This window comes from Novosphingobium sp. UBA1939 (assembly GCF_002336885.1).
GTDB lineage: Bacteria > Pseudomonadota > Alphaproteobacteria > Sphingomonadales > Sphingomonadaceae > Novosphingobium.
This window is the reverse complement of sequence record NZ_DDFB01000113.1, coordinates 1-22018: the sequence shown is the minus strand read 5'-3', so window position 1 is coordinate 22018 and position 22018 is coordinate 1. Positions and strand designations below refer to the sequence as shown.

Annotated in this window: 22 protein-coding genes; 11 read left to right on the top strand and 11 right to left on the bottom strand. The window is 66.3% G+C overall.

The features are described from left to right. Positions 1 to 5: 5 nt before the first annotated feature. Positions 6 to 512 (bottom strand): DUF3237 domain-containing protein, encoded by a 507-nt coding sequence (locus B3547_RS14725; RefSeq protein ID WP_158453943.1) that lies wholly within the window; start codon positions 510 to 512, stop codon positions 6 to 8. Positions 513 to 633: 121 nt separating this feature from the next. Between B3547_RS14725 and B3547_RS14720 the strand changes: the two genes are divergently transcribed. After that, positions 634 to 2865 carry a TonB-dependent receptor gene (locus B3547_RS14720; RefSeq protein WP_292964303.1) on the top strand — a complete coding sequence of 744 codons (2232 nt, stop codon included), beginning with the start codon at positions 634 to 636 and terminating at the stop codon, positions 2863 to 2865. Positions 2866 to 2965: 100 nt separating this feature from the next. Then, positions 2966 to 3676 (top strand): glutathione binding-like protein, encoded by a 711-nt coding sequence (locus B3547_RS14715; RefSeq protein WP_292964301.1) that lies wholly within the window; start codon positions 2966 to 2968, stop codon positions 3674 to 3676. Positions 3677 to 3714: 38 nt separating this feature from the next. Here B3547_RS14715 and B3547_RS14710 read toward each other — a convergent pair whose 3' ends face one another. Beyond that, positions 3715 to 4482: an SDR family NAD(P)-dependent oxidoreductase gene (locus tag B3547_RS14710; protein ID WP_292964299.1), complete on the bottom strand. Its 768-nt coding sequence runs from the start codon at positions 4480 to 4482 to the stop codon at positions 3715 to 3717. 107 nt (positions 4483 to 4589) lie between these two features. On the opposite strand from B3547_RS14710, the gene B3547_RS14705 reads away from it, so the two are divergent. From B3547_RS14705 to B3547_RS14675, 7 genes are read left to right on the top strand one after another with little or no spacing between them, the layout of a single operon-like run. After that, positions 4590 to 5891 (top strand): spinster family MFS transporter, encoded by a 1302-nt coding sequence (locus B3547_RS14705; RefSeq protein WP_125954753.1) that lies wholly within the window; start codon positions 4590 to 4592, stop codon positions 5889 to 5891. Next, complete coding sequence (locus B3547_RS14700; RefSeq protein ID WP_292964296.1) at positions 5888 to 6793, top strand: SDR family NAD(P)-dependent oxidoreductase; 906 nt, start codon at positions 5888 to 5890, stop codon at positions 6791 to 6793. Before B3547_RS14705 ends, B3547_RS14700 begins: the two co-directional genes overlap by 4 nt. Further along, positions 6786 to 7181, top strand: coding sequence for a nuclear transport factor 2 family protein (locus B3547_RS14695; RefSeq protein ID WP_292964294.1), 396 nt, complete (start codon positions 6786 to 6788; stop codon positions 7179 to 7181). Before B3547_RS14700 ends, B3547_RS14695 begins: the two co-directional genes overlap by 8 nt. Before the next feature lie 13 nt (positions 7182 to 7194). After that, positions 7195 to 7842, top strand: coding sequence for a carboxymuconolactone decarboxylase family protein (locus B3547_RS14690; RefSeq protein WP_124807850.1), 648 nt, complete (start codon positions 7195 to 7197; stop codon positions 7840 to 7842). Next, positions 7839 to 8762 (top strand): SMP-30/gluconolactonase/LRE family protein, encoded by a 924-nt coding sequence (locus B3547_RS14685; protein ID WP_292964292.1) that lies wholly within the window; start codon positions 7839 to 7841, stop codon positions 8760 to 8762. Before B3547_RS14690 ends, B3547_RS14685 begins: the two co-directional genes overlap by 4 nt. Positions 8763 to 8809: 47 nt before the next feature. Then, positions 8810 to 9427: a glutathione S-transferase family protein gene (locus tag B3547_RS14680; protein ID WP_292964290.1), complete on the top strand. Its 618-nt coding sequence runs from the start codon at positions 8810 to 8812 to the stop codon at positions 9425 to 9427. Positions 9428 to 9447: 20 nt separating this feature from the next. Further along, positions 9448 to 10041, top strand: a complete 594-nt coding sequence (locus tag B3547_RS14675; protein ID WP_233497521.1) for a VOC family protein — start codon at positions 9448 to 9450, stop codon at positions 10039 to 10041. A 204-nt stretch (positions 10042 to 10245) separates the two neighbouring features. On the opposite strand, the gene B3547_RS14670 is transcribed toward B3547_RS14675, so the two are convergent. Genes B3547_RS14670 through B3547_RS14640 form a run of 7 tightly spaced genes read right to left on the bottom strand, consistent with a single transcriptional unit; the run spans position 10246 to position 18543 of the window. Beyond that, complete coding sequence (locus B3547_RS14670; protein WP_194919634.1) at positions 10246 to 11811, bottom strand: long-chain-fatty-acid--CoA ligase; 1566 nt, start codon at positions 11809 to 11811, stop codon at positions 10246 to 10248. Between the two features lie 34 nt (positions 11812 to 11845). Then, a complete protein-coding gene (locus tag B3547_RS14665; protein ID WP_292964285.1) occupies positions 11846 to 12547 on the bottom strand; it encodes an alpha/beta fold hydrolase in 702 nt (233 codons plus the stop codon). Continuing rightward, positions 12547 to 13467, bottom strand: a complete 921-nt coding sequence (locus tag B3547_RS14660) for an NAD(P)-dependent oxidoreductase (RefSeq protein WP_292964283.1) — start codon at positions 13465 to 13467, stop codon at positions 12547 to 12549. The genes B3547_RS14665 and B3547_RS14660 overlap by 1 nt, the downstream gene beginning before the upstream one ends. Then, complete coding sequence (eno, locus tag B3547_RS14655) at positions 13464 to 14762, bottom strand: phosphopyruvate hydratase (protein WP_292964281.1); 1299 nt, start codon at positions 14760 to 14762, stop codon at positions 13464 to 13466. The genes B3547_RS14660 and eno overlap by 4 nt, the downstream gene beginning before the upstream one ends. Continuing rightward, positions 14759 to 15745, bottom strand: coding sequence for a phosphotransferase family protein (locus tag B3547_RS14650; RefSeq protein ID WP_292964279.1), 987 nt, complete (start codon positions 15743 to 15745; stop codon positions 14759 to 14761). Before B3547_RS14650 ends, eno begins: the two co-directional genes overlap by 4 nt. Then, complete coding sequence (locus tag B3547_RS14645) at positions 15745 to 16872, bottom strand: alpha/beta hydrolase (RefSeq protein WP_292964277.1); 1128 nt, start codon at positions 16870 to 16872, stop codon at positions 15745 to 15747. The genes B3547_RS14650 and B3547_RS14645 overlap by 1 nt, the downstream gene beginning before the upstream one ends. Positions 16873 to 16908: 36 nt before the next feature. Beyond that, on the bottom strand, positions 16909 to 18543 hold the full coding sequence (locus B3547_RS14640) for a long-chain-fatty-acid--CoA ligase (RefSeq protein ID WP_292964275.1): 1635 nt from the start codon (positions 18541 to 18543) through the stop codon (positions 16909 to 16911). A gap of 178 nt (positions 18544 to 18721) precedes the next feature. Between B3547_RS14640 and B3547_RS14635 the strand changes: the two genes are divergently transcribed. Continuing rightward, positions 18722 to 19156 carry a MarR family winged helix-turn-helix transcriptional regulator gene (locus B3547_RS14635; protein ID WP_125954741.1) on the top strand — a complete coding sequence of 145 codons (435 nt, stop codon included), beginning with the start codon at positions 18722 to 18724 and terminating at the stop codon, positions 19154 to 19156. Between the two features lie 12 nt (positions 19157 to 19168). On the opposite strand, the gene B3547_RS14630 is transcribed toward B3547_RS14635, so the two are convergent. Continuing rightward, positions 19169 to 19675 carry a MarR family winged helix-turn-helix transcriptional regulator gene (locus B3547_RS14630; RefSeq protein ID WP_292964272.1) on the bottom strand — a complete coding sequence of 169 codons (507 nt, stop codon included), beginning with the start codon at positions 19673 to 19675 and terminating at the stop codon, positions 19169 to 19171. A gap of 175 nt (positions 19676 to 19850) precedes the next feature. Between B3547_RS14630 and leuD the strand changes: the two genes are divergently transcribed. Continuing rightward, complete coding sequence (gene leuD, locus B3547_RS14625; RefSeq protein ID WP_292964270.1) at positions 19851 to 20435, top strand: 3-isopropylmalate dehydratase small subunit; 585 nt, start codon at positions 19851 to 19853, stop codon at positions 20433 to 20435. A 15-nt stretch (positions 20436 to 20450) separates the two neighbouring features. Here leuD and leuC read toward each other — a convergent pair whose 3' ends face one another. Beyond that, positions 20451 to 21863 (bottom strand): 3-isopropylmalate dehydratase large subunit, encoded by a 1413-nt coding sequence (leuC, locus tag B3547_RS14620; protein WP_292964268.1) that lies wholly within the window; start codon positions 21861 to 21863, stop codon positions 20451 to 20453. Positions 21864 to 22018: the final 155 nt, after the last annotated feature.

Here is a 22018-nt window from a genome sequence, read left to right as displayed (position 1 = left end):
TCCTCCTACCCGATTTCGTGAATGACGTGCCGCACCCCGAAGGCGGTGCGTTCCCCCACGCCGACCGCGAGCACCCCGTTCAGCCATTCCAGGCGCTTGCTCGCGGTTTCGAACACCATGGCGATGCGCAGGTAGTAGCGCGCCGGATCGACATCGGGCGCGGCCGGATCGGCGAAGGCGGCGCGCACCGGATCGGGAATGACGCTGCGCCCGGTGTAGGTCAGGTAGATCAGCTCATCCTCGTCCGTGCGCCATACCGCGCGCGCATCGAACGTGCCGACGGACGCGTCTTCTCCCAGGCGTCCGGCGCGAGACCAGTTGCCGCCGCCCGGAAGGATCGTCCCCGCGATTCGCGGACCGAAGAATCTTCCCCCGGTCACATAGCCCATGCGTTGATCGCCGAACGGCGAAGCACCGATCGCGATCAACCCGCCGGCAACCTCGAACTCCGCCGTGCAAAGCGGTTTGCTGGCCAGAATTCCGCGAACATCCGTCTGTGTTTCCCGCGTCACGCCGCGAATCCTCTCTTTCAAATGTGGTGGACACCGATAAAAACATTAGTATGCTAAGGGTCAATCAGATTCACGGTCCAGACGACACGGATCGGAACAACCTCAATGGGAGAGGGTGAACATGAAGGCTCAAAAACAGTTCCTGTTTTCTGGGGTCGCCGTGATGGCGATGCTCGCTGCCGCCACGCCCGCGATGGCGGAAGCGGAAGGAACCGCTTCGGGCGACGTGACCGACGCCAAGGAAATCATCGTCACGGCGCAGAAACGCGCCCAGAACCTGCAGGACGTGCCGATTTCCATGGAAGTGGTCAGCGGCCAGCGCCTGGCCGAATTCAACTCCAACGACATCAAGTCGGTGATGAACTACACGCCGAACGTGTTCGTGCAGTCCACGGCCGGCAACGACGTGATCTACATCCGCGGCTTCGGTTCGCCGCCGGCCAACTTCGCGTTCGACCAGTCCGTCTCGCTCTATGTCGATGGCGTCTATGCCGGCCGTTCGCGGCAGGCACAGGCTCCGTTCTTCGACCTTGCCCGCGTCGAAGTGCTGCGCGGCCCGCAGGGTGCGCTGTTCGGCAAGAACACCGCCGCCGGCGCGGTGAGCGTGGTTTCGGCCGGGCCGACCAGCCACTTCGAAACGAGCCTGACCGCCAGCTACAACTTCGATTTCAAGGGACCTGACGTTTCCGGCTACGTGTCCGGGCCGATCACCAGCACGCTCAGCGCGCGCCTTGCCTACAAGTTCATCAACCAGGATGGCTATATCCGCAACCTGGCGACCAACCACGATGATCCGCAGATCAAGCAGCAGGTCGCCCGCCTGACGCTGAAGTGGGAACCGAGCAGCAATTTCGACTACACGGTGAAGGCCGAATACGCCAACCGCGACGTGATCGGCGGGATCACCGTTTCCAGCCCGCTCACAAGCGCGCAGGCGCCCCATCTCACGCGCTACCTCGATCGTTCGGCGCTGGGCGATGAAGGCACCAAGACCAAGTCGGTCATGATCTCGGGCACCGGCAACCTCAAGCTCGGCGATTACACGCTGACCTCGGTCACCGGCTACAGCTGGTTCAAGGCCAACATCGTCAACGGCTTCGACCAGACGATCCCGAACAGCGGCGGCGCGTTCACCAACAATTCGGTGTACAACAGCTTCCCCGAACGCTTCGATCAGGTCTCGCAGGAAGTGCGCCTGCTTTCGCCGACCGGGCGCTTCCTCGATTTCATCGTCGGCGCCTACTATGACCACTCGACCTACCGGCTGGATCAGTTGCAGGGCTTCAACATCGCCAACCTGTTCGGCAGCCCCTACTTCGGCCGGATCGACAGCCGCTTCAACCAGAAGGCGGACTCGTTCTCGGTCTTCGGCCAGGGCACGGTGAACGTGACCAAGGCGCTGCGCGTGATTGGCAGCCTGCGCTATACCCATGTCAGCAAGGACGCCGATTTCGCGTCCAGGCTCGTCTATGGCCCGTTCCCGATCCGCCCGATCTCCAGCGCGGCCGGAAAGCGCAGCGAAGGCAACGTCGATCCGTCGATCACCGTGCAGTACGATGTGGCGCCGCACGTCATGGTCTATGGCACCTGGGGCCGTGGCTCGAAGTCCGGCGGATTCGTGTCGAACACGCTGGGCACCACCAACGCCACCTTCCAGTTCAAGCCGGAACGCTCGGAGAATTTCGAGGCTGGCGTGAAATCGACGATGCTGGACGGCAAGGTCGTGGCGAACGTCTCGCTCTACCACACGCAGTTCAAGAACCTGCAGGTCTCGGTCTATCAGCCGGCTACGTCCAGCTACCTGACCGGCAACGCCGCCAGCGCCACGTCGAAGGGCGTGGAAGGATCGTTCACGTTCTATCCGATCGACAACTTCGACATCAACGCGTCGGCCGCCTATCAGGACATCAAGTACGATGACTATCCGGGCGCGGCGTGCCTGGCATCGCAACCGACGACCTGCACCCCCGCCACCAACAACCTGAAGGGGTATCGGGTGGCCTATTCCTCGAAGTTCACCGGCAGCGTGACCGCTCATGCCCGCTTCGATCTGTCGGACGCGCTGCGGCTCGACGTGACCGGAGTGGTCGCGGGCCGTTCCAAATACTTCGACTCCGACAACCAGAGCCCGATCTTCGGCGTGCAAAAGGGTTACGCCAAGCTCGACCTGCGCGTGCAACTGGCCGATCAGGAAAACCGCTGGCACATTGCCTTCGTCGGCAAGAACCTGACCAACCAGCTCACCACCGGCAGCGCGTTCAACCTGCCGGCGCCGATCACCGCCGTACCGCGCGCGATCCTCTATCTCGAACCGCCCCGGAACATCGCGGTCGAGGCTGGCATCAAGTTCTGACGATCCGGCACAGCTGACAGGGGCCGCCGCGTTTCTCCTTGGGAGCGCGGCGGCCCCTGTCGCATCAAGAACCCCCGTCACATCAAGAAAGGGCATCCTGATGATCGAGGTCTACTTCACCCCCACGCCCAACGGGCACAAGGTGTCGATCATGCTGGCCGAAACGGGCCTGCCGCACCAGTTGCTCCGTATGAACGTGCTGGATGGCGATCACCTGACGCCCGAGTTCCGCCGCATCAACCCGAACGGCCGGTTGCCCGCGATCGTCGATCATGACCCGATCGGCGGAGGCGCGCCGCTGCCCGTGTTCGAATCCGGGGCCATCCTGCTCTATCTCGCCGAAAAGAGCGGCCAGTTGCTCCCCGCCGATCCGCGCCGGCGCACCCAGGCGCAGCAATGGCTGATGTGGCAGATGGCCAGCTTCGGCCCGATGCAGGGGCAGGCGCACCATTTCATCCGCTATGCGCCCGAAGGGCAGACCTACCCGGTCGAACGCTATCGCAACGAAACGGTCCGCCTGCTGCACGTGCTCAACGGGCGGCTGGCCGAGGCCGAATACCTGGCCGGCGAATATTCCGTGGCGGACATCGCCACCTGGCCCTGGGCGCGCGCGGTCCGGGCAATCGGGCTTGCGCTGGAAGACTATCCGGCGGTGCAGGACTGGTTCGACCGGATCGCCGCCCGGCCCGGTGTCATCGCCGGAACCAGCGTGGAGAATCCCGCCAACCTTTCCAGCGCACGACCGGTGCTGAACGAGGAGCAGTGGTCCAACCTGTTCGGCCGCAACATGCTGAACGCCCCCGCGCGCTGACGCCAAGGCCGGTTGGTGGGGCCGGTCAGGCGGGCCGGCTAGGCGGGCCGGTCGTGCGCCCATTCGCGTTCGATGCGGCCATCGATCCGGCGTATCGCCACCCAGTCCCCGCCCGGCAGACCATCGTCCGCGATCAGATCGATCACGCCTTCGGCAATATCCTCCGGCCGGCAGCTTTCGTTGCTGGCGAGCACCGCTTTCATCCAGTCCGATTTCCCGTTCGCTCCGGTGGTGTCGTGGATCGGCGTCTCGGTCAGCCCCGGCAGCACCCCGGCCACGCGCACGTTCCATCTGTCCTTCAGCATGGCGCAGGCCGTCGTGAACATCAGCACGCCCGCCTTGGTTGTGGCGTACATCACGTCGTAAAAACCCGTGCCCAATGCGACCGTCGACACCGTGTTGACGATCACCCCGCCGCCGCGCGCGCGCATGGCCTGCGACACGATCTGGGTCGCCGTGATCAGCGAGGTCAGGTTGACATCGACGATCCAGCGCAGCCGGTCCACGTCGACCTCCGGAAACTGCGGCTCGCCCGAAACCACGCCGGCGTTGTTGTGGAGGATATCGACATCGCCATGGTTCCGGAACCAGGCCTCCACGGCCGCCATGTCGGCCAGATCGAGCCGGTGGACTCCGGCCTGTGTCCCCAGAGCGCGCACCTGCCGCGCGGTTTCCTCCAGCCCGGCCACGTTGACATCGGCCAGCGCGACATGCGCGACTCCGTGCTGCGCCAGCAGGACCGCCGTGGCCCGGCCAATGCCACTGGCAGCACCCGTCACAATGGCGGACTTACCTTTGATCTCCATGCCTTTTCTCCCAAGTGGCTCCACTTACCGTAAAGCGTATTGACAGTTAAACTTACATATCTAAGTATTTTCGCAAGAGAAGAATCTCGGCCCGCTGGGGAGAGCCATTGACCAAAGCCGCCGCTCTTGATGCGCGCGCCGCGCCGCTGGGGCAGCCTTCCGCCCTGCGCCGGAATACGGCGCTGGCCATGCTGTTCCTGATCGGCACGGTGAACTTCGTCGACCGGCAGCTGCTGTCGGTGCTGGTTGAGCCGATCCGGGCCGATCTCCATTTCACCGATACGCAATTCGGGCTGCTGACCGGGCTTGCCTTCGCCCTGTTCTATGCCGCGATGGGCGTTCCCGTGGCGATGATCGCCGACCGCTGGCAGCGCGTGAAACTGATCGGCATCGCCTGCGTGGTATGGAGCGCGTTCACCGCCGCCTGCGGCCTGGTCGGCAACTTCTGGCAGCTTGCGCTGATGCGGTTCGGGGTGGGATCGGGCGAGGCCGGCGGAACCGCCCCCTCGCTGTCGGTCATCGCCGATCTCTACCCGCCCGACAGGCGCCCTCTGGCGATCGGCCTGTTCACTTGCAATGGACCGTTCGGCGTGTTCGTGGGTGCGGCGTTCGGCGCCTGGGCGGCAGCGCATATCGGCTGGCGCAATGCCTTTCTGCTGATCGGCCTGGTTGGCATCGTGGTGGCGCCGCTGCTGATCTGGACCGTCCCCGAACCCGCACGCGGCAGGATGGATGGAGCGGAGGGCGACATGCCCGATACCGCCCTGCCCGTCCGCCAGACGCTGGCGCTGTTCGTCCACCGGCGATCGCTGCGGATGGTGATGATCGGCAGCGGTCTCGCGGCCTTCGTCAGCTATGGCATGCTCAACTGGATTCCCGCGTTCCTGATGCGCACGCAGGGCATGCCCCTTGCCGCCATGGCCACATGGTTTGCCCCGGCCGCCGGCGTGACTTTCGCCATCGGCATTCTCGGCGGCGGATGGCTCGTCAGCCAGGCGGCGCGGCGTTCGCCCCGCGCCTATGGCTTGGTTCCGGCGCTGGCGAGTCTTGTCACCGTGCCCAGCTTCGCCGCCGCGTTGCTGGCGGGAAGCTGGCAGGTTTCGCTGGCGCTGCTGCTGCTGCCGATGGCGGCCTGCACCGCCTATGTCGCGCCCGCGCTGGCACTGGTGCAGAACCTTGCCCCGCCCCGCGCCCGCGCGACGGCCGCCGCCGTGCTGATGCTGATGTTCAACATCGTCGGCCTTGGCCTTGGCCCGCTGTTCGTCGGTATCGCCAGCGACGGTCTGAAGGCGCTCCATGGCGCGGACAGCTTGCGCTGGGCGCTCATGGCGCTGCTGCCCTTCGCGCTCGCCGCCGGCTTCGCCCAGCTGGCGATGACACGCCACCTCGAACGGGATTTCCGCGCATGACCAGCATAGCCGGCAAAACGGCCTTCATCACCGGCGGCGCCAGCGGCCTGGGGCTGGCGACGGCCCGCGCGCTGGCGGCAAAGGGCGCCTCGGTGGTGCTGGCCGACATCGATGCCGATCGCGTTGCCGCCGCCGCCGAAGCGCTGTCCCGCGCAGGCGCCCGCGCCATGGGCCTGCAGCTCGACGTTACCGACGAGGCAAGCTGGGCCGAAGCCGGCCACAAGGCACGCGCCTTCGGCCCGGTGCGCATCCTGTTCAGCAACGCGGGCGTGGGCGGTGGCTCGGGTCCGTTCGAGCAATACGATACCGATGTCTGGCGCTGGAACTATGCCGTCAACGCGCACGCGCATCTCTATGCCTGCCGGACGTTCCTGGGCGAGATGAAGGCTTCGGGCGAGGCATCCCACCTCGTCATCACCGCATCGATGGTGGCGATCGTGCCGCCGCCGATCTCGGTCGCCTACATCAGCTCCAAGTATGCCACGCTCGGCATCGCCATGGCGCTGCGCAACGAACTGGCCGATAGCTGCGTCGGCATCTCGGTGCTGATGCCCGGCATGGCGGCCACGCGCATCGTCGAGACCACGCGCGATCTGCGCCCGGCGGTGGGCGAGGTGGGCAAGGCAGCCGCGACCAGCCAGGCGATGCAGGGGGTGCTGGCCGGCGGCATGCCGCCCGATCGCATAGGGGGGCGCGTGGTCCGCGCCGTGGAAGCGGGCGAGTTCTGGATATTCACGCATCCGGAATGGAAGGCGATGGCCGAACTCGTCACGCGCGACATGCTGTCCGCCTTCGGCGAATCCGCCGATCCGGCTTACAAGGGCGACGATATAGACGGCCTGATCGCCGCGAACGGCGGCCGCATGTTCGGCGCCGGAAAACCAGGAGAGAACGATGGCTGAACAGGACGACATCCGCGCCATGGCGCAGCGCTTCTTCGACGCGATCGAGGCGGGTGACATCGAGACGATGCGCAACAGCTTCACGCCGGACGCGGAAATCTGGCACAATACCGACGAACTGATCGTCACGCGCGACCAGACCGCGCAGACGCTGACCGGCATGGTCGCGCGGATCAAGGAGCGCGAATATGCCGAACGGCGGCTGACGACCTTTCCCGGCGGCTTCGTGCAGCAGCACGTCCTGAAGGGCCGCCGCACCCACGACGATGGCGAAGTCCGCCTGCCCTGCGCCATCGTGTGCAAGGTCGAAAACGGCAAGATCACCCGGCTGGACGAATATTTCGATTCCGCCCACGTCGCCGCCTTCCGCAAGTTCGCGAACGCCTGAGGAGAGAAGCCCGATGCCCGTGCTGCGCCAGGTTCCGCGGTCCGAAGTGACCGACGAAACCGTCATCGCCTATTACAACCGCCTGTTCGGCGATCGCGATCCCGTTGCGGAACCCGGCACGGCCACCGGCACGCCGGGCGACTGGTGGACGGTCTATGCCCTGGCACCGGACATCTTTAAGCACGCGGTGGATGGCTTTGCTGTCTATCGCCATCCGTCCCGCAGGATCGACCCGGTTCTGCGCGAGCTGGGGCAAACGCGCGCGGGATGGGTCAAGGGCAGCCAGTTCGTGTTCTCGCAGCATTGCAAATCGCTGCGCGGCCTGGGCGTGAGCGAGGAGAAGATCGCCTCCATCGCCTTCTGGACGGTCGCGGACTGCTACGACGAGCAGGAGCGCGCCGTGCTGGCCTATGCCGATTGCCTCAGCCAGGCGGGCGGGCGCGTGCCGCTGGAAGTGTTCGCCAAGCTCAAGACCTTCTGGGACGACGAGCAGATCTTCGAGTTCACCTACATTACGTGCCTCTACGACATGCACGCGGTGATCACCCGTGCGCTGCGCATGGAATTTGATGCGCGCGAAGACCCGATCGTGGAGGTGGCCGCGCCCGAAGGCTTCAGCGCGGCGGACTTCCTCAGCGCGCCACGTCCGAACGGGGAATGAGCGCCTACGGCGAACCTGAAACCGTCGCCACGGGCCTCCGTTTTCCGGAAGGCCCGGTGGCCATGGCCGACGGTTCGGTGCTGCTGGTGGAAATCGCGCGCGGCACGCTGACGCGGATCGCACCGGACGGCCACGCCACCAAGGTCGCGGAGCTGGGTGGCGGCCCCAACGGCCTGGCCATCGGGCCGGACGGCGCCGCCTATGTCTGCAACAACGGCGGTTTCAAATGGACCGAGGCAGGACCGCTGCTGTTCCCCGGCCATGCCGCCCATGCGCAGGCCTGCGGCTCGATCCAGAAGGTGAACCTCGCCACGGGGCAAGTCAGCACGCTTTACGACAGTTTCGAAGGCGAGCCCCTGAAAGGCCCCAACGACATCGTCTTCGATGCGCACGGCGGTTTCTGGTTCACCGACCACGGGCAGGTTCGCCCGACAGGCCGCGATCACGGCGCGATCTATCACGCGCTTGCGGACGGATCGAGAATCACCCGCCAGCGCGCCGAGATGATGGGGCCGAACGGGATCGGCCTGTCTCCGGATGGCCGCACGCTTTACGTCAGCGAAACGATGGCGGCGCGCGTGTGGGCGATGGACATCATCACCCCCGGTGTGCTTGCGCCGCCGCCGCCATGGGCACCGGGCCGCTTCGTGGGAACACCCCCAGCCTTCCGGTTGCTCGACAGCATGGCGATCGAGCAGGACGGCCGCATCTGCGTGGGCACGATGATCGAAGGCGGCATCACCATATTTGGAACGCAGGGCGGTTCCGAGTTCCTCCCTTTGCCGGATGTGGGCATAACCAACATCGCCTTTGGAGGCGCCGACTTGCGCGATGCCTTCATCACGGCCTCGACCAGTGGAACTCTCATCCGCGTCCGCTGGCCGCGATCGGGCCTGAAGCTGGCATATTCGTCAACATAGTTGACATTTAGAATGCTAATTGCTTATATTCGGACGAGAGGAAGCCCATGAAGTTCTACAATTCCATTGGCCCCAACCCCCGCGTCGTGACGATGTTCATGGCGGAAAAGGGCATCGAGATCCCCACGGTCACGGTGGACCTGCGTGGGGGCGAGAATAGGCGCGCACCCTATAACGCGGACGTCAATCCGGCAGGGCAGACGCCCGCACTGGAACTCGACAACGGCGCGACCATCGCCGAAATCACCGCGATCTGCGAATATCTGGAAGAGCGCTTCCCCGATCCGGTGCTGATCGGTGCCACGGCGGAAGAACGCGCTAATACCCGTATGTGGACGCGCCGGGTCGATCTGAAGATCTGCGAACCGCTGACCAACGGCTTCCGCTATGCCGAGGGCCTGGCGTTCTTCGAACCGCGTATGCGCGTGCTGCCCGAAGCCGCCGCCGGCCTGAAGGCCCTTGCGCAGGACGGCCTCAAATGGCTCGACGCGCTGATCGCCGGCCGCGATTTCATCGCCGGCGACACGCTCACGCTCGCCGATATCCTGCTGTTCGCTTTCCTCGATTTCGGCGTGTCGGTGGGGCAGCCGCTCGATCCCGCCAACGCCAATATCCTGCGCTGGTACGAACGGGTGAAGGCCCGCCCCAGCGCCAGTGCCGGCTAGAAAACCAAAGGAGAAGGATGATGGCCTCGACCAATTCGGAATTCGATTTCATGGGCGTCAACCACCTTGCCCTGGTGTGCAAGGACATGGCGCGAACGGTGGAATTCTACCGCGACGTGCTGGGGATGCCGCTTACCAAGACCATCGACTTGCCGATGGGCCGGGGCCAGCACTTCTTCTTCGATATCGGCAATGGCGATAGCCTGGCCTTCTTCTGGTTCCCGGATGCGCCCGAAGCCGCGCCCGGCGTTTCCGCCCCGGCGGCGCTGCCCACGCGCGGCAGCTTCGTTTCCGCGCACGGATCGATGAACCACATCGCGTTCAACGTGCGCGCGGAAAAGTTCGACGAATACTACCAGCGCCTGATCGCCAAGGGCGTGGAAGTGACGCCGATCCTGAACCACGACAATTCGCCAATGCAGGCCTCGGCGGAAATGCACGACGATGTCTTCGTCCGCTCGGTCTATTTCTTCGATCCCGACGGCGTCTGCCTCGAATTCGCGGCCTGGACCAAGCAGCTCGACGAAAGCGACGTGGCGCATGATCCGGTGCAGGCCGATGGCACCAAGCGCGAAGGCATGATCGTGGGGCGGACGCCGGTGCCGGTGAACTGAGAGGCCGTTAGGATCGAAGGCTGGTCCGGCAAAGCCCTAGCCAGCTTTCGGCAATCGACTGCATCCTTTGCAAGCACCCGAGCGTGCCCACCCCCGGCCCCTCCCGCAAGCGGGAGGGGAGCGAGACTTGCGTCGCCGGAGGCGGCGTTAGTCGCAGCGGGGTGAGCTTGCCACACGCTCAAGTTTTCAAGCCAATCGCCCTTGCTACCCCACGGCGCGGGCGCGGCCTTCCCAGAACGGCTGGCGCAACTCGCGCCGCAGCACTTTGCCCGAAGGGTTGCGCGGCAGCGCCGCGATGAAATCGATGCTCTTGGGCGCCTTGTAGGCGGCGATGCGATCGCGCACCCAGGCGACGATCGCGGCGGGATCGGGCTCGGCACCCGGCGCCGGAACCACCAGCGCTTTCACCGCCTCGCCCCACTTGTCGTCGGGCACGCCGATCACCGCCACATCGGCCACGCCGGGGCAACCCATGATCGCGCTTTCCACTTCGGCGGGATAGACGTTCTCGCCGCCCGAAACGATCATGTCCTTGATCCGGTCGTGCACGAAATAGAAGCCATCGGCATCGCGGAAGCCGGCATCGCCGGTATGCAGCCAGCCGCCCGCCAGCGTTTCCGCCGAAGCGCTTTCGCGGTTCCAGTAGCGCTGCATCACGATGCCGCCCCGGATCACGATTTCACCGATCTCGCCATCCGCCAGCGCCTGGCCTTCCGCGTCGAGAATGGCCATCTCGATGCCGGGCCACGGCCGCCCGCACGAGGTGAGCTTGCCCGGCAGATCGTGCGCGGACGGGGAGAGGCAGGAACCGGCCCCGGTCGATTCGGTCGATCCGTAGAACTGCACGAAACCGCATCCGAACGTGGCGCGCGCGCGGCGCAGCACGTCCTCGGCGATGGGCGACGCGCCATAGGCAATGGTGCGCAGCGCCGCATAGTCTGCCGCCGCCGCCTCCGGCCGCTGCAGCATCATCAGGATCATCGCCGGGGCCAGGAAGGCGTGGGCCACCCGTTCCTGCTGCATCAGGCCGATGATCCCGGCCGCATCGAAATCGCGCACCAGCACCAGCCGCGCCCCCTGCGCCAGCCCGGAAAACCCGATATTGGTGCCCGCGACGTGGAACAGCGGCATGACGATCATCACCGTCTCGTCTTCGCCATAGGCGAAACCATCGACCTCCGCCGCCATCTCCAGGAAACTGCGATAGTTCCGATTGGCCAGCACGACGCCCTTGGGCCGCCCGGTCGTGCCGCTGGTGTAAAGCTGGAGCACGTCGTCATCGAGCTGCGGCGCATCGCCCGGCCGGCTGTCGGTCGCCGCGCCAAGCCATTCTTCCAGCGCGACCAGACCAGCGCCCGCGCCGTAAAGCGCCACCACGGTGGGCGGGTTTTCCAGATCGCCGATGGCGGCCCGCGCCGCATCGCAGAAATCCTCACCCACGAACAGGATGCGGGGCGCGGCGTCTTCCAGAATGAACGCGATCTCCGCCGTCGCCAGACGGCAGTTGACCGGCACGAGACAGGCCCGCGCCTTGGCCGCACCAAAGAACAGGGGATACCATGAATCGTGGTTCCGGGTCAGCACGGCCACCCGGTCACCGGCGCGGATACCCGAGGCGATCAGGGCATTGGCGATGCGGTTGGAGCGGGCATCGAGCGCGGCATAGCTGGTCTCCCGCTCGCCGAACTTCACCGCGATGGCCTCGCCACGCCGGCGCGCCTGCGCCGTCGGAATATCCGCCAGCGTCCGGATCGCTTCCAGATCGATCATTCCGCTCTCCCCTTGTTTCGCATCCGGTCTGCGATCACCCAGCCGTGCCGTCAAGAAAGCCGGTCAGCAGCGGCACCACCACGTCCGGCGCCTCGATCGTGGCAAGGTGCCCAGCGCCGGGCACCACCGCCAGCCTCGCCCCGGGGATTGCCGCCAGCATCTCGTCCTGCTGCGCCCGGCTGGTAATCCCGTCGCCATCGCCCCACACCAGCAGCGTCGGCACCGCGATCTCGTGCAGGCGCGGCCGGCTGTCGATCCGCGCCATGATCGCGCGCTGCTGGCGCAGGAAGGTTTCCGCGCCGGTATCGGCCGCCATCCGCCTAGCGATGCCAAGCAGCCGCGCGTCGTCGCGGCGGCCTTCCGGGAACAGGATCGGGATACGTTCCTCGACCACATCGGCAAAGCGGCCGCTTTCCACGAGGTCGATATAGCCCTGCCGCCGTGCGGTCTGCGCGGGGCCATCGGCCGAAGCCAACGTGGCGAGCAGCGCCAGCCGCTCCACCCGCTGCGGCGCGCGGCGCATGACCTCGAAGGCGACGAAGCCGCCCATTGCATGCGCGACCAGCCCAAAACGCGGCGGCGCCGTATCGAGCAGCCGCTGCGCGAAGCCCTCTATCGTATCGGCGCGGCGATTGTCCGCCACGATCACCGCGCGATCGGGCCATGCCTCCAGCAGCGGTTGCCAGACCGCCTCGGTCAGCAACTGGCCAGTGATGAGAACGACGGGAACCGGCATCACGCCACCTTGTGCAGCAGGGCCTCGCCGGTGGCGAGCCGACGGCAGTTTTCCCGGGCGACTTCAAGGCAGCGCACCAGCGTTTCCGGCGTCAGCCAGGCAATGTGCGGCGCCAGCACCACGTTCGGCAGCGCCAGCAGGGGATTATCGGGCGCGACCGGTTCCTGCGCGAAGACGTCCAGCCCCGCGCCGCGCAGATGGCCCGAACGCAGCGCCTCCACCAGCCGCGCCTCGTCCACCAGTTCGCCGCGCGCGGTGTTCACCAGCACCGCCCCCGCCTTCATCGCCAGCGGATCGATCGCGCCGCGCGTCTCCTCGGTCAGCGGCATGTGCAACGACACGATGTCGCACTCCGCGATCACCCGCTCCAGCGGCCAGAAGGCATAGGGCACATCGCGCGGGGTGCGCGCGGCATAAACCACCTCCGCTCCCAGCGCCGCCAGCACCGGTGCCAGCCGCTGCGCCGAATTGCCGAAACCGGCGAGGCCCACCTTGCGCCCGGCAATCTCGCCCACGCTGTCGAGTTCCGCGGGATCGGCCGTCCACCCTTCCCCCGCGCGGGTGCGTGCGTCGAAGAAGCAGGTCCGGCGTAGCACCGCCAGCATCAGCGACAGCGCCATTTCCGCCACCGCCTGGCTGTTGGTGCCGGGCATGTTGCACACCGCCACGCCCTGCTCGCGCGCCGCATCGAGCGCGATGGTGTTCACGCCCACGCCCAGTTTCTGGATCAGCCGCAGCTTCGGCGCGGAGGCGATGAACGGCGGCGTCACCGGCGTCAGCACATGCAACAGCACGGTGATGGCATCGGCCACGCCATCCAGCGCCTCGGCCTCGTCGACGTGCACCACCACGCCGGCACCGAACACCGCATCCACCGCCGCGCGGAAGCCGGGGCTGGGCCGGGCGTGCAGGACAATCATGCGAGCGCCGCCGCGATCGGCGCGGCGAAAGCAGACGCGCCGGCGAAAACCGCATCGCCGCCCATCGCCTCCTCGATCCGCAGCACCTCGTTCCACTTGGCCATGCGTTCGGACCGGGTGAAGCTGCCGACCTTGAGTTGCCCGGCATTCCAGCCCGTCGCCAGGTGCGCGATCGTCACGTCCTCGGTCTCGCCCGACCGCGCGGAGACGATCGCGCCCCAGCCCCGCGCCTGCGCCGCGTCCAGCGCCGCTTTCGCCTCCGTCACGGTGCCTACCTGGTTCACCTTGATCAGCGCCGCGTTGCACACGCCCGCCTCTCCCGCCCGCGCGACACGGTCAGCATTGGTCACCAGCACGTCATCGCCGATCACCTGCACCCTGTCTCCGATCGCGGCGGTCACGGCGGCCATCATGGTCCAGTCGTCCTGCCCGGCGGGGTCTTCCACCGAAAGGATCGGATAGCGCCCGGTCCATTCCACGATGCGCGCGCCCATCTCCTCGCCCGAAAGCCGCCGGTCGTCGAGCGCCAGCGTGTAGCCGGAGGCATCGCCCAGTTCGTTGGCGGCAATATCGAGCGAGATGAACACGTCTTCGCCCGCGCGATGACCGCTGGCCTCTATCGCTTTCGTCAGCGTATCCAGCGCATCCTCGTTCGAGGCGAAGTTCGGCCACCAGCCGCCTTCGTCCGCCACGCCCGTCAGCGGTCCTTTCGCTTCCATCAGCCGGCCCGCCGCGCGATAGACCTCGTCGGTGATTTCCAGCGCGCGACGGAACGATCCGGCGCGGGGGCACATGATCATGAAGTCCTGCACGTCGGTCCGCCTCCCGGCATGGGCGCCGCCACCGAAGATCTGGATTTCCGGCAAGGGCACGCGCACCGTGCTTCCGTCCGCAAGGTAGCGCCACAGCGGCACGCCCGCATCGGCCGCCGCCGCGTGAAGCACCGCCATCGAAACCGCGACGATGGCATTGGCGCCCAGCCGCGCCTTGGCTGGCGTGCCGTCCAGTTCGCACAGCACGCGGTCTACCGCAGCCTGATCGCGCGCATCCATGCCGATCATGGCGCCCGCGATCTCGGCCCCGATTCCGGCAACGGCGCGATTCACGCCGAAGCCCCCGAACGCGCTGCCCCCATCGCGCAGATCGATCGCCTCATGCGCCCCGCGCGAGGCTCCGGCGGGCGCGATCGCCCGGCCGACCGCGCCCGAAGCGAGCGCGACTTCCGCCTCCACGGTGGGGCGGCCGCGCGAATCCCAGAGCTGGCGACCGGTGACGGAGACGATACGCGAAGTCATGCAACAGTCCTTTTCCAGTCGGCCACCAGCGCGCCAACGGGCCGGGGCGCGGCAACCAGCGCCCTCGCCTGTTCCCGCACGGCGGCAATATGTTTGGGGTCAGTGAGATAAGCAGCGGGCGACTTGCCCTCGACTCGCGCCAGCAAAAGCGCGGCCGTAAGCCGCCCCACCCGCGCCGCAAGACCGGCGGGGTCTTCCCAGTTCACGCCGGCGTGATAGGCATCGACCAGCGCGGCCGCCGCCTGCCGCATCCGCTCGTCGTCCCGCCACACGGTCTTGAGCAGCAGGTGCGTGACGCAAAAGGCCAGGTCAAACGCGGGATCGCCGAATACGGCGCATTCCGCGTCGAGGAACACCGGTCCATCCGGCCCGACCAGAATGTTCTTGGGGCTGACATCGCCATGGACCAGCGCCACCTTGCTGGCCGCAAGATCGGCGGCCATGGCTTCCAGCGCCCCGGCCAGCGCCGGCTCCTTCGCCGCGACATGCAGCAGGAACGGATCGATCCGCAGCGCGCGGAACAGGGCGTCGGTGGCGAACATGGCCTGGTCCGAGGCGCTGCCGGCAGTCGCGGCGTGGACGGCGGCGATGCTCTGCCCCACCGCTGCCGCGAACCCGGCGTCCACGCGACCGGCAACGAGTTCGTCCTTCCATACCGGGCAATCCGGCAGGAACCGCATGGCGAAGGCGTGATCGGCAGGCATTTCCGCCAGAACCTCGGGCACGATCCGGGGATCGACCGACGCCGCCCGCTTCAGCCAGCGCACCTCGCTCGTCCCGCGCTCGACCGGGGCAAGCCATTCGGCCGCCACGCGCAATTGCGGCAACGGCCGCTTGACCACTATCGGCCCGTCCCGCGTATCGACCTTCCACACATCGCACGAGACGCCACCGACGAGCGGCTGGAACACCGGCGTCTCCGCGCCTCCGATCAACCCGGCGGCCTGCAACCCGTCGACGATGTTCGCGACCGCCGGTTCCATCACAGCTTTTCGCGAATCCATGCGCCGACGAGATCGGCCGCGTTCTGGCGCTCGGCTATCGAATCCTCGAAATAGTGCGCGCCCGGGATCAGTTCGATCGTCTTGTCCTTGCTTCCCAGGAAATCGAAGATCTTGCGCGCATCGCTGGGGAACACCCCGGTATCGGCCAGCCCCTGCACCACCAGCGCGGGCGTATCGTGCTTGGCAAGGTGCGGCGCGCCCTGGCAGGGCGAGGTTTCTAGGCTCCACATGTTGAGCCACGTCTTGAGCGTGTTCGCCCGGCCGATGCTGGGCGTGCGGTTGGCCACAGCGGGATCGCCCCGGTAACACCAGTTGGGCTTGCGCTCGGAAGGATCGAGCGCGGGATCGACACAGCGGATATCGCCCCAGCAGCGGAACATCGGGAAAATGCGGTCAGGAATGCCGGCGGCGTTGAGCCGCGCCAGTTCCGCCTTGGCCCAGTCCGTGATCCGCTGGTTGCGCGCGCGCTGGCCCGCCCGGTACTTCGCGACGAACTCCTCGGAATAGGGCGGTCCGTTATCGGGATTGAACGGATCGAGTTCCGGATCGGTGGCGACAGGATCGTTCTCGTCGATCACCGAGGCATCCATCCAGTCGGTCAGCACTTCGGGCCGCCCCTGATGCGCGTTGAACGAGATGTAGAGATCGCCCTTCACCAGCCGCGCCAGCGCATCCTGCCCCGCCGTGGGCAGCCGGTCGGTCAAGGTCGGCGCGATGGCTTCGGCCTGATAGGCACCCATCAGCGAACCGCCGCCCGAATTGCCGAGGATGACGATCGCCTCGACCCCGGCCTCCTCCTTCAGCCAGCGCATCCCCACGCCGATGTCGAGCACCGCATGTTCCAGCAGGAACTGATCCTCGAACCCGCGATACCGCGTGTTCCAGCCGAGAAAACCGAACCCCTGCCGCGCAAAATAGGGCGCGATGTAGTGCTCGGAGAAATCCACGTTGTAGTGTGTGGCGATGATCGCCACCTTCGGCCGCTTGCCCGCCTCAGTCCAGTAGATGCCCTGGCAGGGATGCCCGCCCGCCTGGATGCGCGGGGCGGTCGGCGATGTAAGGCCGATGAAGTGAGCGTCCAGTCCCTCGATCCCGTTGGGGTCCATCGTTTTCTCTCCCGGTTGTCTTGTTGTGCAGCGCGTTCAGCGTGTGACCTCGAACGGCAGGGTATAGCCAGTCAGGCCGGCGCGGATCGCCTTCTTGTCGATCTTGCCAGTGGGGCCGAGCGGTATCTCGTCCACGAACAGCACATCGTCCGGCATCCACCAGCGCGCGATGCGCCCGTCGAGCCAGGCGCGCAGATCGTCCCCGTCGGCGCGGGCACCGGGCAGGAGCTGGCACAGCAGGATGGGCCGTTCGTCCCACTTGGGATGGGCGATGCCCACCACCGCCGCGTTGGCGACCGCCGGATGCCCCATGGCGATGTTCTCGATCTCGATCGAACTGATCCATTCGCCCCCGGATTTCACCACATCCTTGGCGCGATCGGTGATGTGCATGTAGCCTTCGCCGTCGATCGTGGCGACATCGCCGGTGTCGAAGAAGCCCTCCGCGTCCAGCACATCCCCGCCCTCGCCCCCGAAGTACGCGGACGCGATCGTCGGCCCCTTCACCATCAGTCGGCCCGGGGTGCGGCCATCGTGTGGCAGGCGGACGCCGGCATCGTCCACCAGCTTCATTTCCAGCCCGCACAGCAGGCGGCCTTGCTTGAGCTTGTAGGCCATCTGTTCGTCCGCCGGCTTCGCCGCAACTGCGACATTGGGTATCGAAACCGTGCCGAGCGGGGAGGTTTCGGTCATGCCCCAGCCCTGGATCACGTCGACGCCGTATTCGTCGCGGAAGGTGCGGATGATCGATTCCGGGCAGGCCGAGCCGCCGATCGTCACGCGTTCCAGCGTGGTGAACCGCTTGCCGTTCTCCTGCACGTATTGCAGCAGCATCTGCCATACCGTGGGCACGGCGGCGGAATAGGTCACGCCTTCCTGTTCGATCAGGTTGTAGATGGATTCGCCGTCCATCCGCTGCCCGGGCAGGACCAGCTTCGCCCCCACGGCCGGGGCGGAATAGACCACGCCCCAGGCGTTGGCGTGGTACATCGGCACCACCAGCAACACGGTATCGCGCGCGGACAGCGCCAGCGCGTCGCGCTGCAGCGTCATCAGGGCGTGAAGGTAGTTCGACCGGTGCGAATAGAGCACGCCCTTGGGATTGCCGGTGGTGCCCGAGGTGTAGCACAGGCCGCAGGCCGCGTTTTCGTCGAACCCGCCCCATACGAATTCGACCGGCTGGTCCGCGATCCAGTCATCGAAGGCGATGGCCGGATAGTCGGTGTCCGGCAACGATGCGCCATCGCAGAAGAAGATCACGCGTTCGATCGACGGCACCTGCGGAAGCAGTTGCGCCACCAGATCGGCGGTGGACGGGTCGGCGATCAGCAGCCGGTCTCCCGCGTGGTTGGCGATATAGGCGATCTGTTCCAGGAACAGCCGGGGATTGAGCGTATGCAGGACCACCCCCATCCCGGCGGCACCATACCAGGCGGCAAGGTGGCGGCCGCTGTTCCAGCCCATCGTCGCGATGCGATCCCCCGGCGCGATCCCGGCCGCTGCCAGCGCGTTCGACACGCGGCGCGCATCGGCATGGATCGCGGCATAGCTGGATCGGCTGACATGCCCATCGGCATCGCGCGACACCACCTCGCGCGCGCCGTGCCACATCGCCGCGTGATCGATGATGCGATCCACCGTCAGCGGTACATTCTGCATCAGCCCGTCCATGCCGGCCCTGCCTCTCCCTCGATCGTTCCCGCCATGCTAGCGGGGCTGTTTCGCAAGAAAGTTAGTATCCTAAGTACATTGCGAATGCAACAGCACCGTGCCTTGCCTGCACAGGATCGTTCTTCTAGCGTGCGGCCGCTGCCAAAGCGGCGAATTTTCGGGATTTCCAGCACTCTCCATGCTCACGAACCAGCTTATCATCGCCCTGTTCCAGCGCTTCTGCTGGCTCGATGAAGGTCTTCAGGCGCGCCTTCACGAACGCGGCTGGCCCGACGTCAATCGCCCGCAATCGATGGTCATGACCAATATCGTCAGCGGGATCGTGCGCCCTTCCGACATAGCCCGCAACCTGGGCATTTCCCGGCAGGCGATTCACCGCACGCTGAGCCAGATGATCGATCTGGGCATCGTCACGCTGGAGCCCGATCCCGATGATCGCCGCCACATGGTCGTGTCGCTCACCGAAACCGGCAAGCGTATGCGGCAGGACGCGCAACAGGCTATGGATGCGCTTTCCGAACAGATTGCCGGCGCGCTGGGCCAGGACCGGTTCGAGAACATGCTGGCCGCGCTTGAGGCCGATTGGGGAAGCAACGTCGCAAACGGGGGCTGATCGTCGCGCGAGTCAAGCCTTGACGTCGGTCAGGACCGAAAGCTTGGAGGTTTCCTCGGCCAGATTGTCGATCACCCGGCGCATCAGCGCGCGCAGCGTTTCCACTTCCTCGTCGGTCATCCCGCGCGTCGCCACGTCATGCACTTCCGCGTTCATCGGCGCGAGGATCAGTTCCAGTTCCTTGGCGTGCGGCGTCAGGTGGATGAAGGTCTTGCGGCGATCGTCTGCGGTCTTCTTGCGGGTGATGAACCCGGCTTTCTCCAACCCCTTCAAGGCAACCACCGTGGTCGGCTCACGCATGCCCACGCGCTCGCTCAACTCGCGCTGGGTGATGCCGTCCTCACGCCACAGCTGGCGCAGGAACCGCCACTGACCTGCCGAAACATCGTGCAACAACGTCTTGCGCTCGAGCAGGCGCGAAAACGAACGGAACACGATGCGCGCCAGATAGCCGATGCTGTTTTCCGGCACGGTGTAATGTTCCGCGGGATACCGATAGGTCTGGTTCTTCCTGGCCAATGCCGTCTTCCTCTTCGCCAAACCCGAAAGCCCAAGCCTGCAGGGTTGCACGCACTCCGGCGAACGCCTGTCCTTAAGGGGGCAGGAATCCCGCCGCAATGCTTCACTGCCGCATTATCCATGGACAATGCGCGCCTCGCCTTATAATTAGCATACTAATTATCTGGAAGGCTCCATGGAAAAGTTCGACCGGCTGACCGCCGTTGCCATCCCGCTGCCTCTCGCCAACCTCGATACCGACATGATCATCCCGGCGCGCTACATGAAGGCGCTCGACCGGGCCGGGCTGGGCACCCATCTGTTCCGCGAGCTGCGCTACAGCCCCGACGGTGCCGAGCGGCCGGACTTCATCCTCAACCGCGGCGAAGGGCGCAAGGCGCGCATCATCGTCGGCGGCAGCAACTTCGGCTGCGGCTCCTCGCGCGAACATGCCGTCTGGGCGCTTACCGATTTCGGCATCCGCTGCGTGATCGCTCCCAGCTTCGGCGATATCTTCGCCGGCAACGCGCGCAAGAACGGACTGCTGCTGATCCGCCTGCCGGAAAGCACCTGCGAACGCCTGCGCGAAGAGATCGCGCTGTCGCAACTCGCGCCGGTCACCGTCGATCTTGGCGAACAGCGGATCACGCTGGCCTCGGGCGAGACAATCCCGTTCGACGTCGATCCGGACGACCGCCGCACCCTGCTGGAAGGGCTGGACGACATTGCCCGCACGCTGCGGCACGAACGCGCGATCACCCGGTTCGAAGCGGACGCCTGACCCCGCCCCCCGCTGCTACGGCAGGCTTGCGGGATCGGTGATGCAGCCGGCAATGGCACTGGCGGCGGCGGTGGCCGGGCTCATCAGGTGGGTGCGGCCACCCCTGCCCTGCCGGTTCTCGAAATTGCGGTTCGAGGTGGCGCCGCACCGCTCGCCGGCCTGCAACCGGTCCGCGTTCATGCCCACGCACATCGAGCAGCCCGGTTCGCGCCAGTCGAAGCCGGCTTCGCGCAGGATCGCGTCCAGCCCTTCGCCCTCGGCCTGCCGCTTGACCAGCCCGGAGCCGGGAACGACCATCGCTCGCACATGCGGAGCAACCTTGCGGCCGCGCACGATCGCGGCGACCATACGCAAGTCCTCGATCCGGCTGTTGGTGCAGCTGCCGATGAACACGCGGTCCAGGCGCAGACCCCGGATCGGCTGGCCCGGCGCGAGGTCCATATAGGCCAGCGCGCGGGCAGCCGCCGCCGCGTCCGCCGGCGAGCCCATTCCCGCCGGATCGGGCACGTGCCCATCGACCGCCACGGTCTGCGCGGGATTGGTGCCCCAGCTGACCATCGGCCTGATCTCCGCCGCGTCGAACCGTATCTCGCGATCGAACCGCGCTTCCGCGTCGCTCGCCAGGGCGCGCCAACGCGCCACTGCCGCGTCCCACGCGGCACCTGCCGGAGCCGCCGGCCGCCCGTGCAGATAGGCGAACGTGGTCTCGTCGGGCGCGACCAGACCGGCGCGAGCACCCATCTCTATGCTGAGGTTGCACAGCGTCATGCGCCCTTCCATCGACAGCGCGCGCACGGCCGGCCCAGCATATTCGATGACATGGCCGGACGCCGCGTCCACCCCCAGCCGCGAGAGCAGGAACAGCACCATGTCCTTTGCCTGGACATCAGGGGCAAGCCGGCCATCGATCGTGATCCGCATGTTGCGCGAACGGCGCTGGCGCACGGTCTGGGTCGCCAGCACGTGCTCGACCTCGGACGTCCCGATGCCGAACGCCAGCGCGCCGAACGCGCCGTGGGTGGAAGTATGGCTGTCTCCGCAGACGATCGTCATGCCAGGCTGCGAGCGGCCCTGTTCGGGCGCAACCACATGGACGATGCCGTTGCGCGGATCGCCCATCGGGAACTGCTCGATTCCATGCCTTCCCGCGTTTTCCGCCAGCGCCGCAAGCTGCGCGCGCGCCTGCACGTCGGTGACGGCGGCAACCCCGGCGGACTGCCCTTCGGTCGGCACGTTGTGATCGGACAGCGCCAGCGCCCGCTCCGGCCGGCGCACCGCCCGCCCTTCCCGGCGTAATCCGGCAAAGGCCTGGGGCGAAGTGACCTCGTGCAGCAGGTGCAGGTCGACATAGAGCAGCGTATCGCCGTCGTCCGCCGCAACCGCGTGCGCGTCCCATATCTTGTCATAGAGCGTGCGCGCACTGGTCATCGGATGTCACCAATCCGCCGCATAGCCCTGATTCCAATACGCAAACGCAAGCTCCCCGAAACGCCCGCATGGAACGGCTGAAATACTTCGATTACTAACTTTATAGGAATGCCGGCAAACCGGGACAAGTCCGTTTCGGATGACGACGCCACGCG

What these genes read in the sequence shown, in the direction of transcription:
- B3547_RS14640 (WP_292964275.1), bottom strand. Translation starts at nt 18,543, where the DNA reads ATGGACGGGCTGATGCAGAATGTACCGCTGACGGTGGATCGCATCATC.
- B3547_RS14690 (WP_124807850.1), top strand. Translation starts at nt 7,195, where the DNA reads ATGCCCGTGCTGCGCCAGGTTCCGCGGTCCGAAGTGACCGACGAAACC.
- B3547_RS14650 (WP_292964279.1), bottom strand. Translation starts at nt 15,745, where the DNA reads ATGGAACCGGCGGTCGCGAACATCGTCGACGGGTTGCAGGCCGCCGGG.
- B3547_RS14680 (WP_292964290.1), top strand. Translation starts at nt 8,810, where the DNA reads ATGAAGTTCTACAATTCCATTGGCCCCAACCCCCGCGTCGTGACGATG.
- B3547_RS14670 (WP_194919634.1), bottom strand. Translation starts at nt 11,811, where the DNA reads ATGATCGATCTGGAAGCGATCCGGACGCTGGCGGATATTCCGACGGCG.
- B3547_RS14685 (WP_292964292.1), top strand. Translation starts at nt 7,839, where the DNA reads ATGAGCGCCTACGGCGAACCTGAAACCGTCGCCACGGGCCTCCGTTTT.
- B3547_RS14715 (WP_292964301.1), top strand. Translation starts at nt 2,966, where the DNA reads ATGATCGAGGTCTACTTCACCCCCACGCCCAACGGGCACAAGGTGTCG.
- B3547_RS14645 (WP_292964277.1), bottom strand. Translation starts at nt 16,872, where the DNA reads ATGGACCCCAACGGGATCGAGGGACTGGACGCTCACTTCATCGGCCTT.
- leuD (WP_292964270.1), top strand. Translation starts at nt 19,851, where the DNA reads ATGGAAAAGTTCGACCGGCTGACCGCCGTTGCCATCCCGCTGCCTCTC.
- B3547_RS14700 (WP_292964296.1), top strand. Translation starts at nt 5,888, where the DNA reads ATGACCAGCATAGCCGGCAAAACGGCCTTCATCACCGGCGGCGCCAGC.
- B3547_RS14635 (WP_125954741.1), top strand. Translation starts at nt 18,722, where the DNA reads ATGCTCACGAACCAGCTTATCATCGCCCTGTTCCAGCGCTTCTGCTGG.
- leuC (WP_292964268.1), bottom strand. Translation starts at nt 21,863, where the DNA reads ATGACCAGTGCGCGCACGCTCTATGACAAGATATGGGACGCGCACGCG.
- B3547_RS14665 (WP_292964285.1), bottom strand. Translation starts at nt 12,547, where the DNA reads ATGCCGGTTCCCGTCGTTCTCATCACTGGCCAGTTGCTGACCGAGGCG.
- eno (WP_292964281.1), bottom strand. Translation starts at nt 14,762, where the DNA reads ATGACTTCGCGTATCGTCTCCGTCACCGGTCGCCAGCTCTGGGATTCG.
- B3547_RS14660 (WP_292964283.1), bottom strand. Translation starts at nt 13,467, where the DNA reads ATGATTGTCCTGCACGCCCGGCCCAGCCCCGGCTTCCGCGCGGCGGTG.
- B3547_RS14675 (WP_233497521.1), top strand. Translation starts at nt 9,448, where the DNA reads ATGGCCTCGACCAATTCGGAATTCGATTTCATGGGCGTCAACCACCTT.
- B3547_RS14720 (WP_292964303.1), top strand. Translation starts at nt 634, where the DNA reads ATGAAGGCTCAAAAACAGTTCCTGTTTTCTGGGGTCGCCGTGATGGCG.
- B3547_RS14710 (WP_292964299.1), bottom strand. Translation starts at nt 4,482, where the DNA reads ATGGAGATCAAAGGTAAGTCCGCCATTGTGACGGGTGCTGCCAGTGGC.
- B3547_RS14695 (WP_292964294.1), top strand. Translation starts at nt 6,786, where the DNA reads ATGGCTGAACAGGACGACATCCGCGCCATGGCGCAGCGCTTCTTCGAC.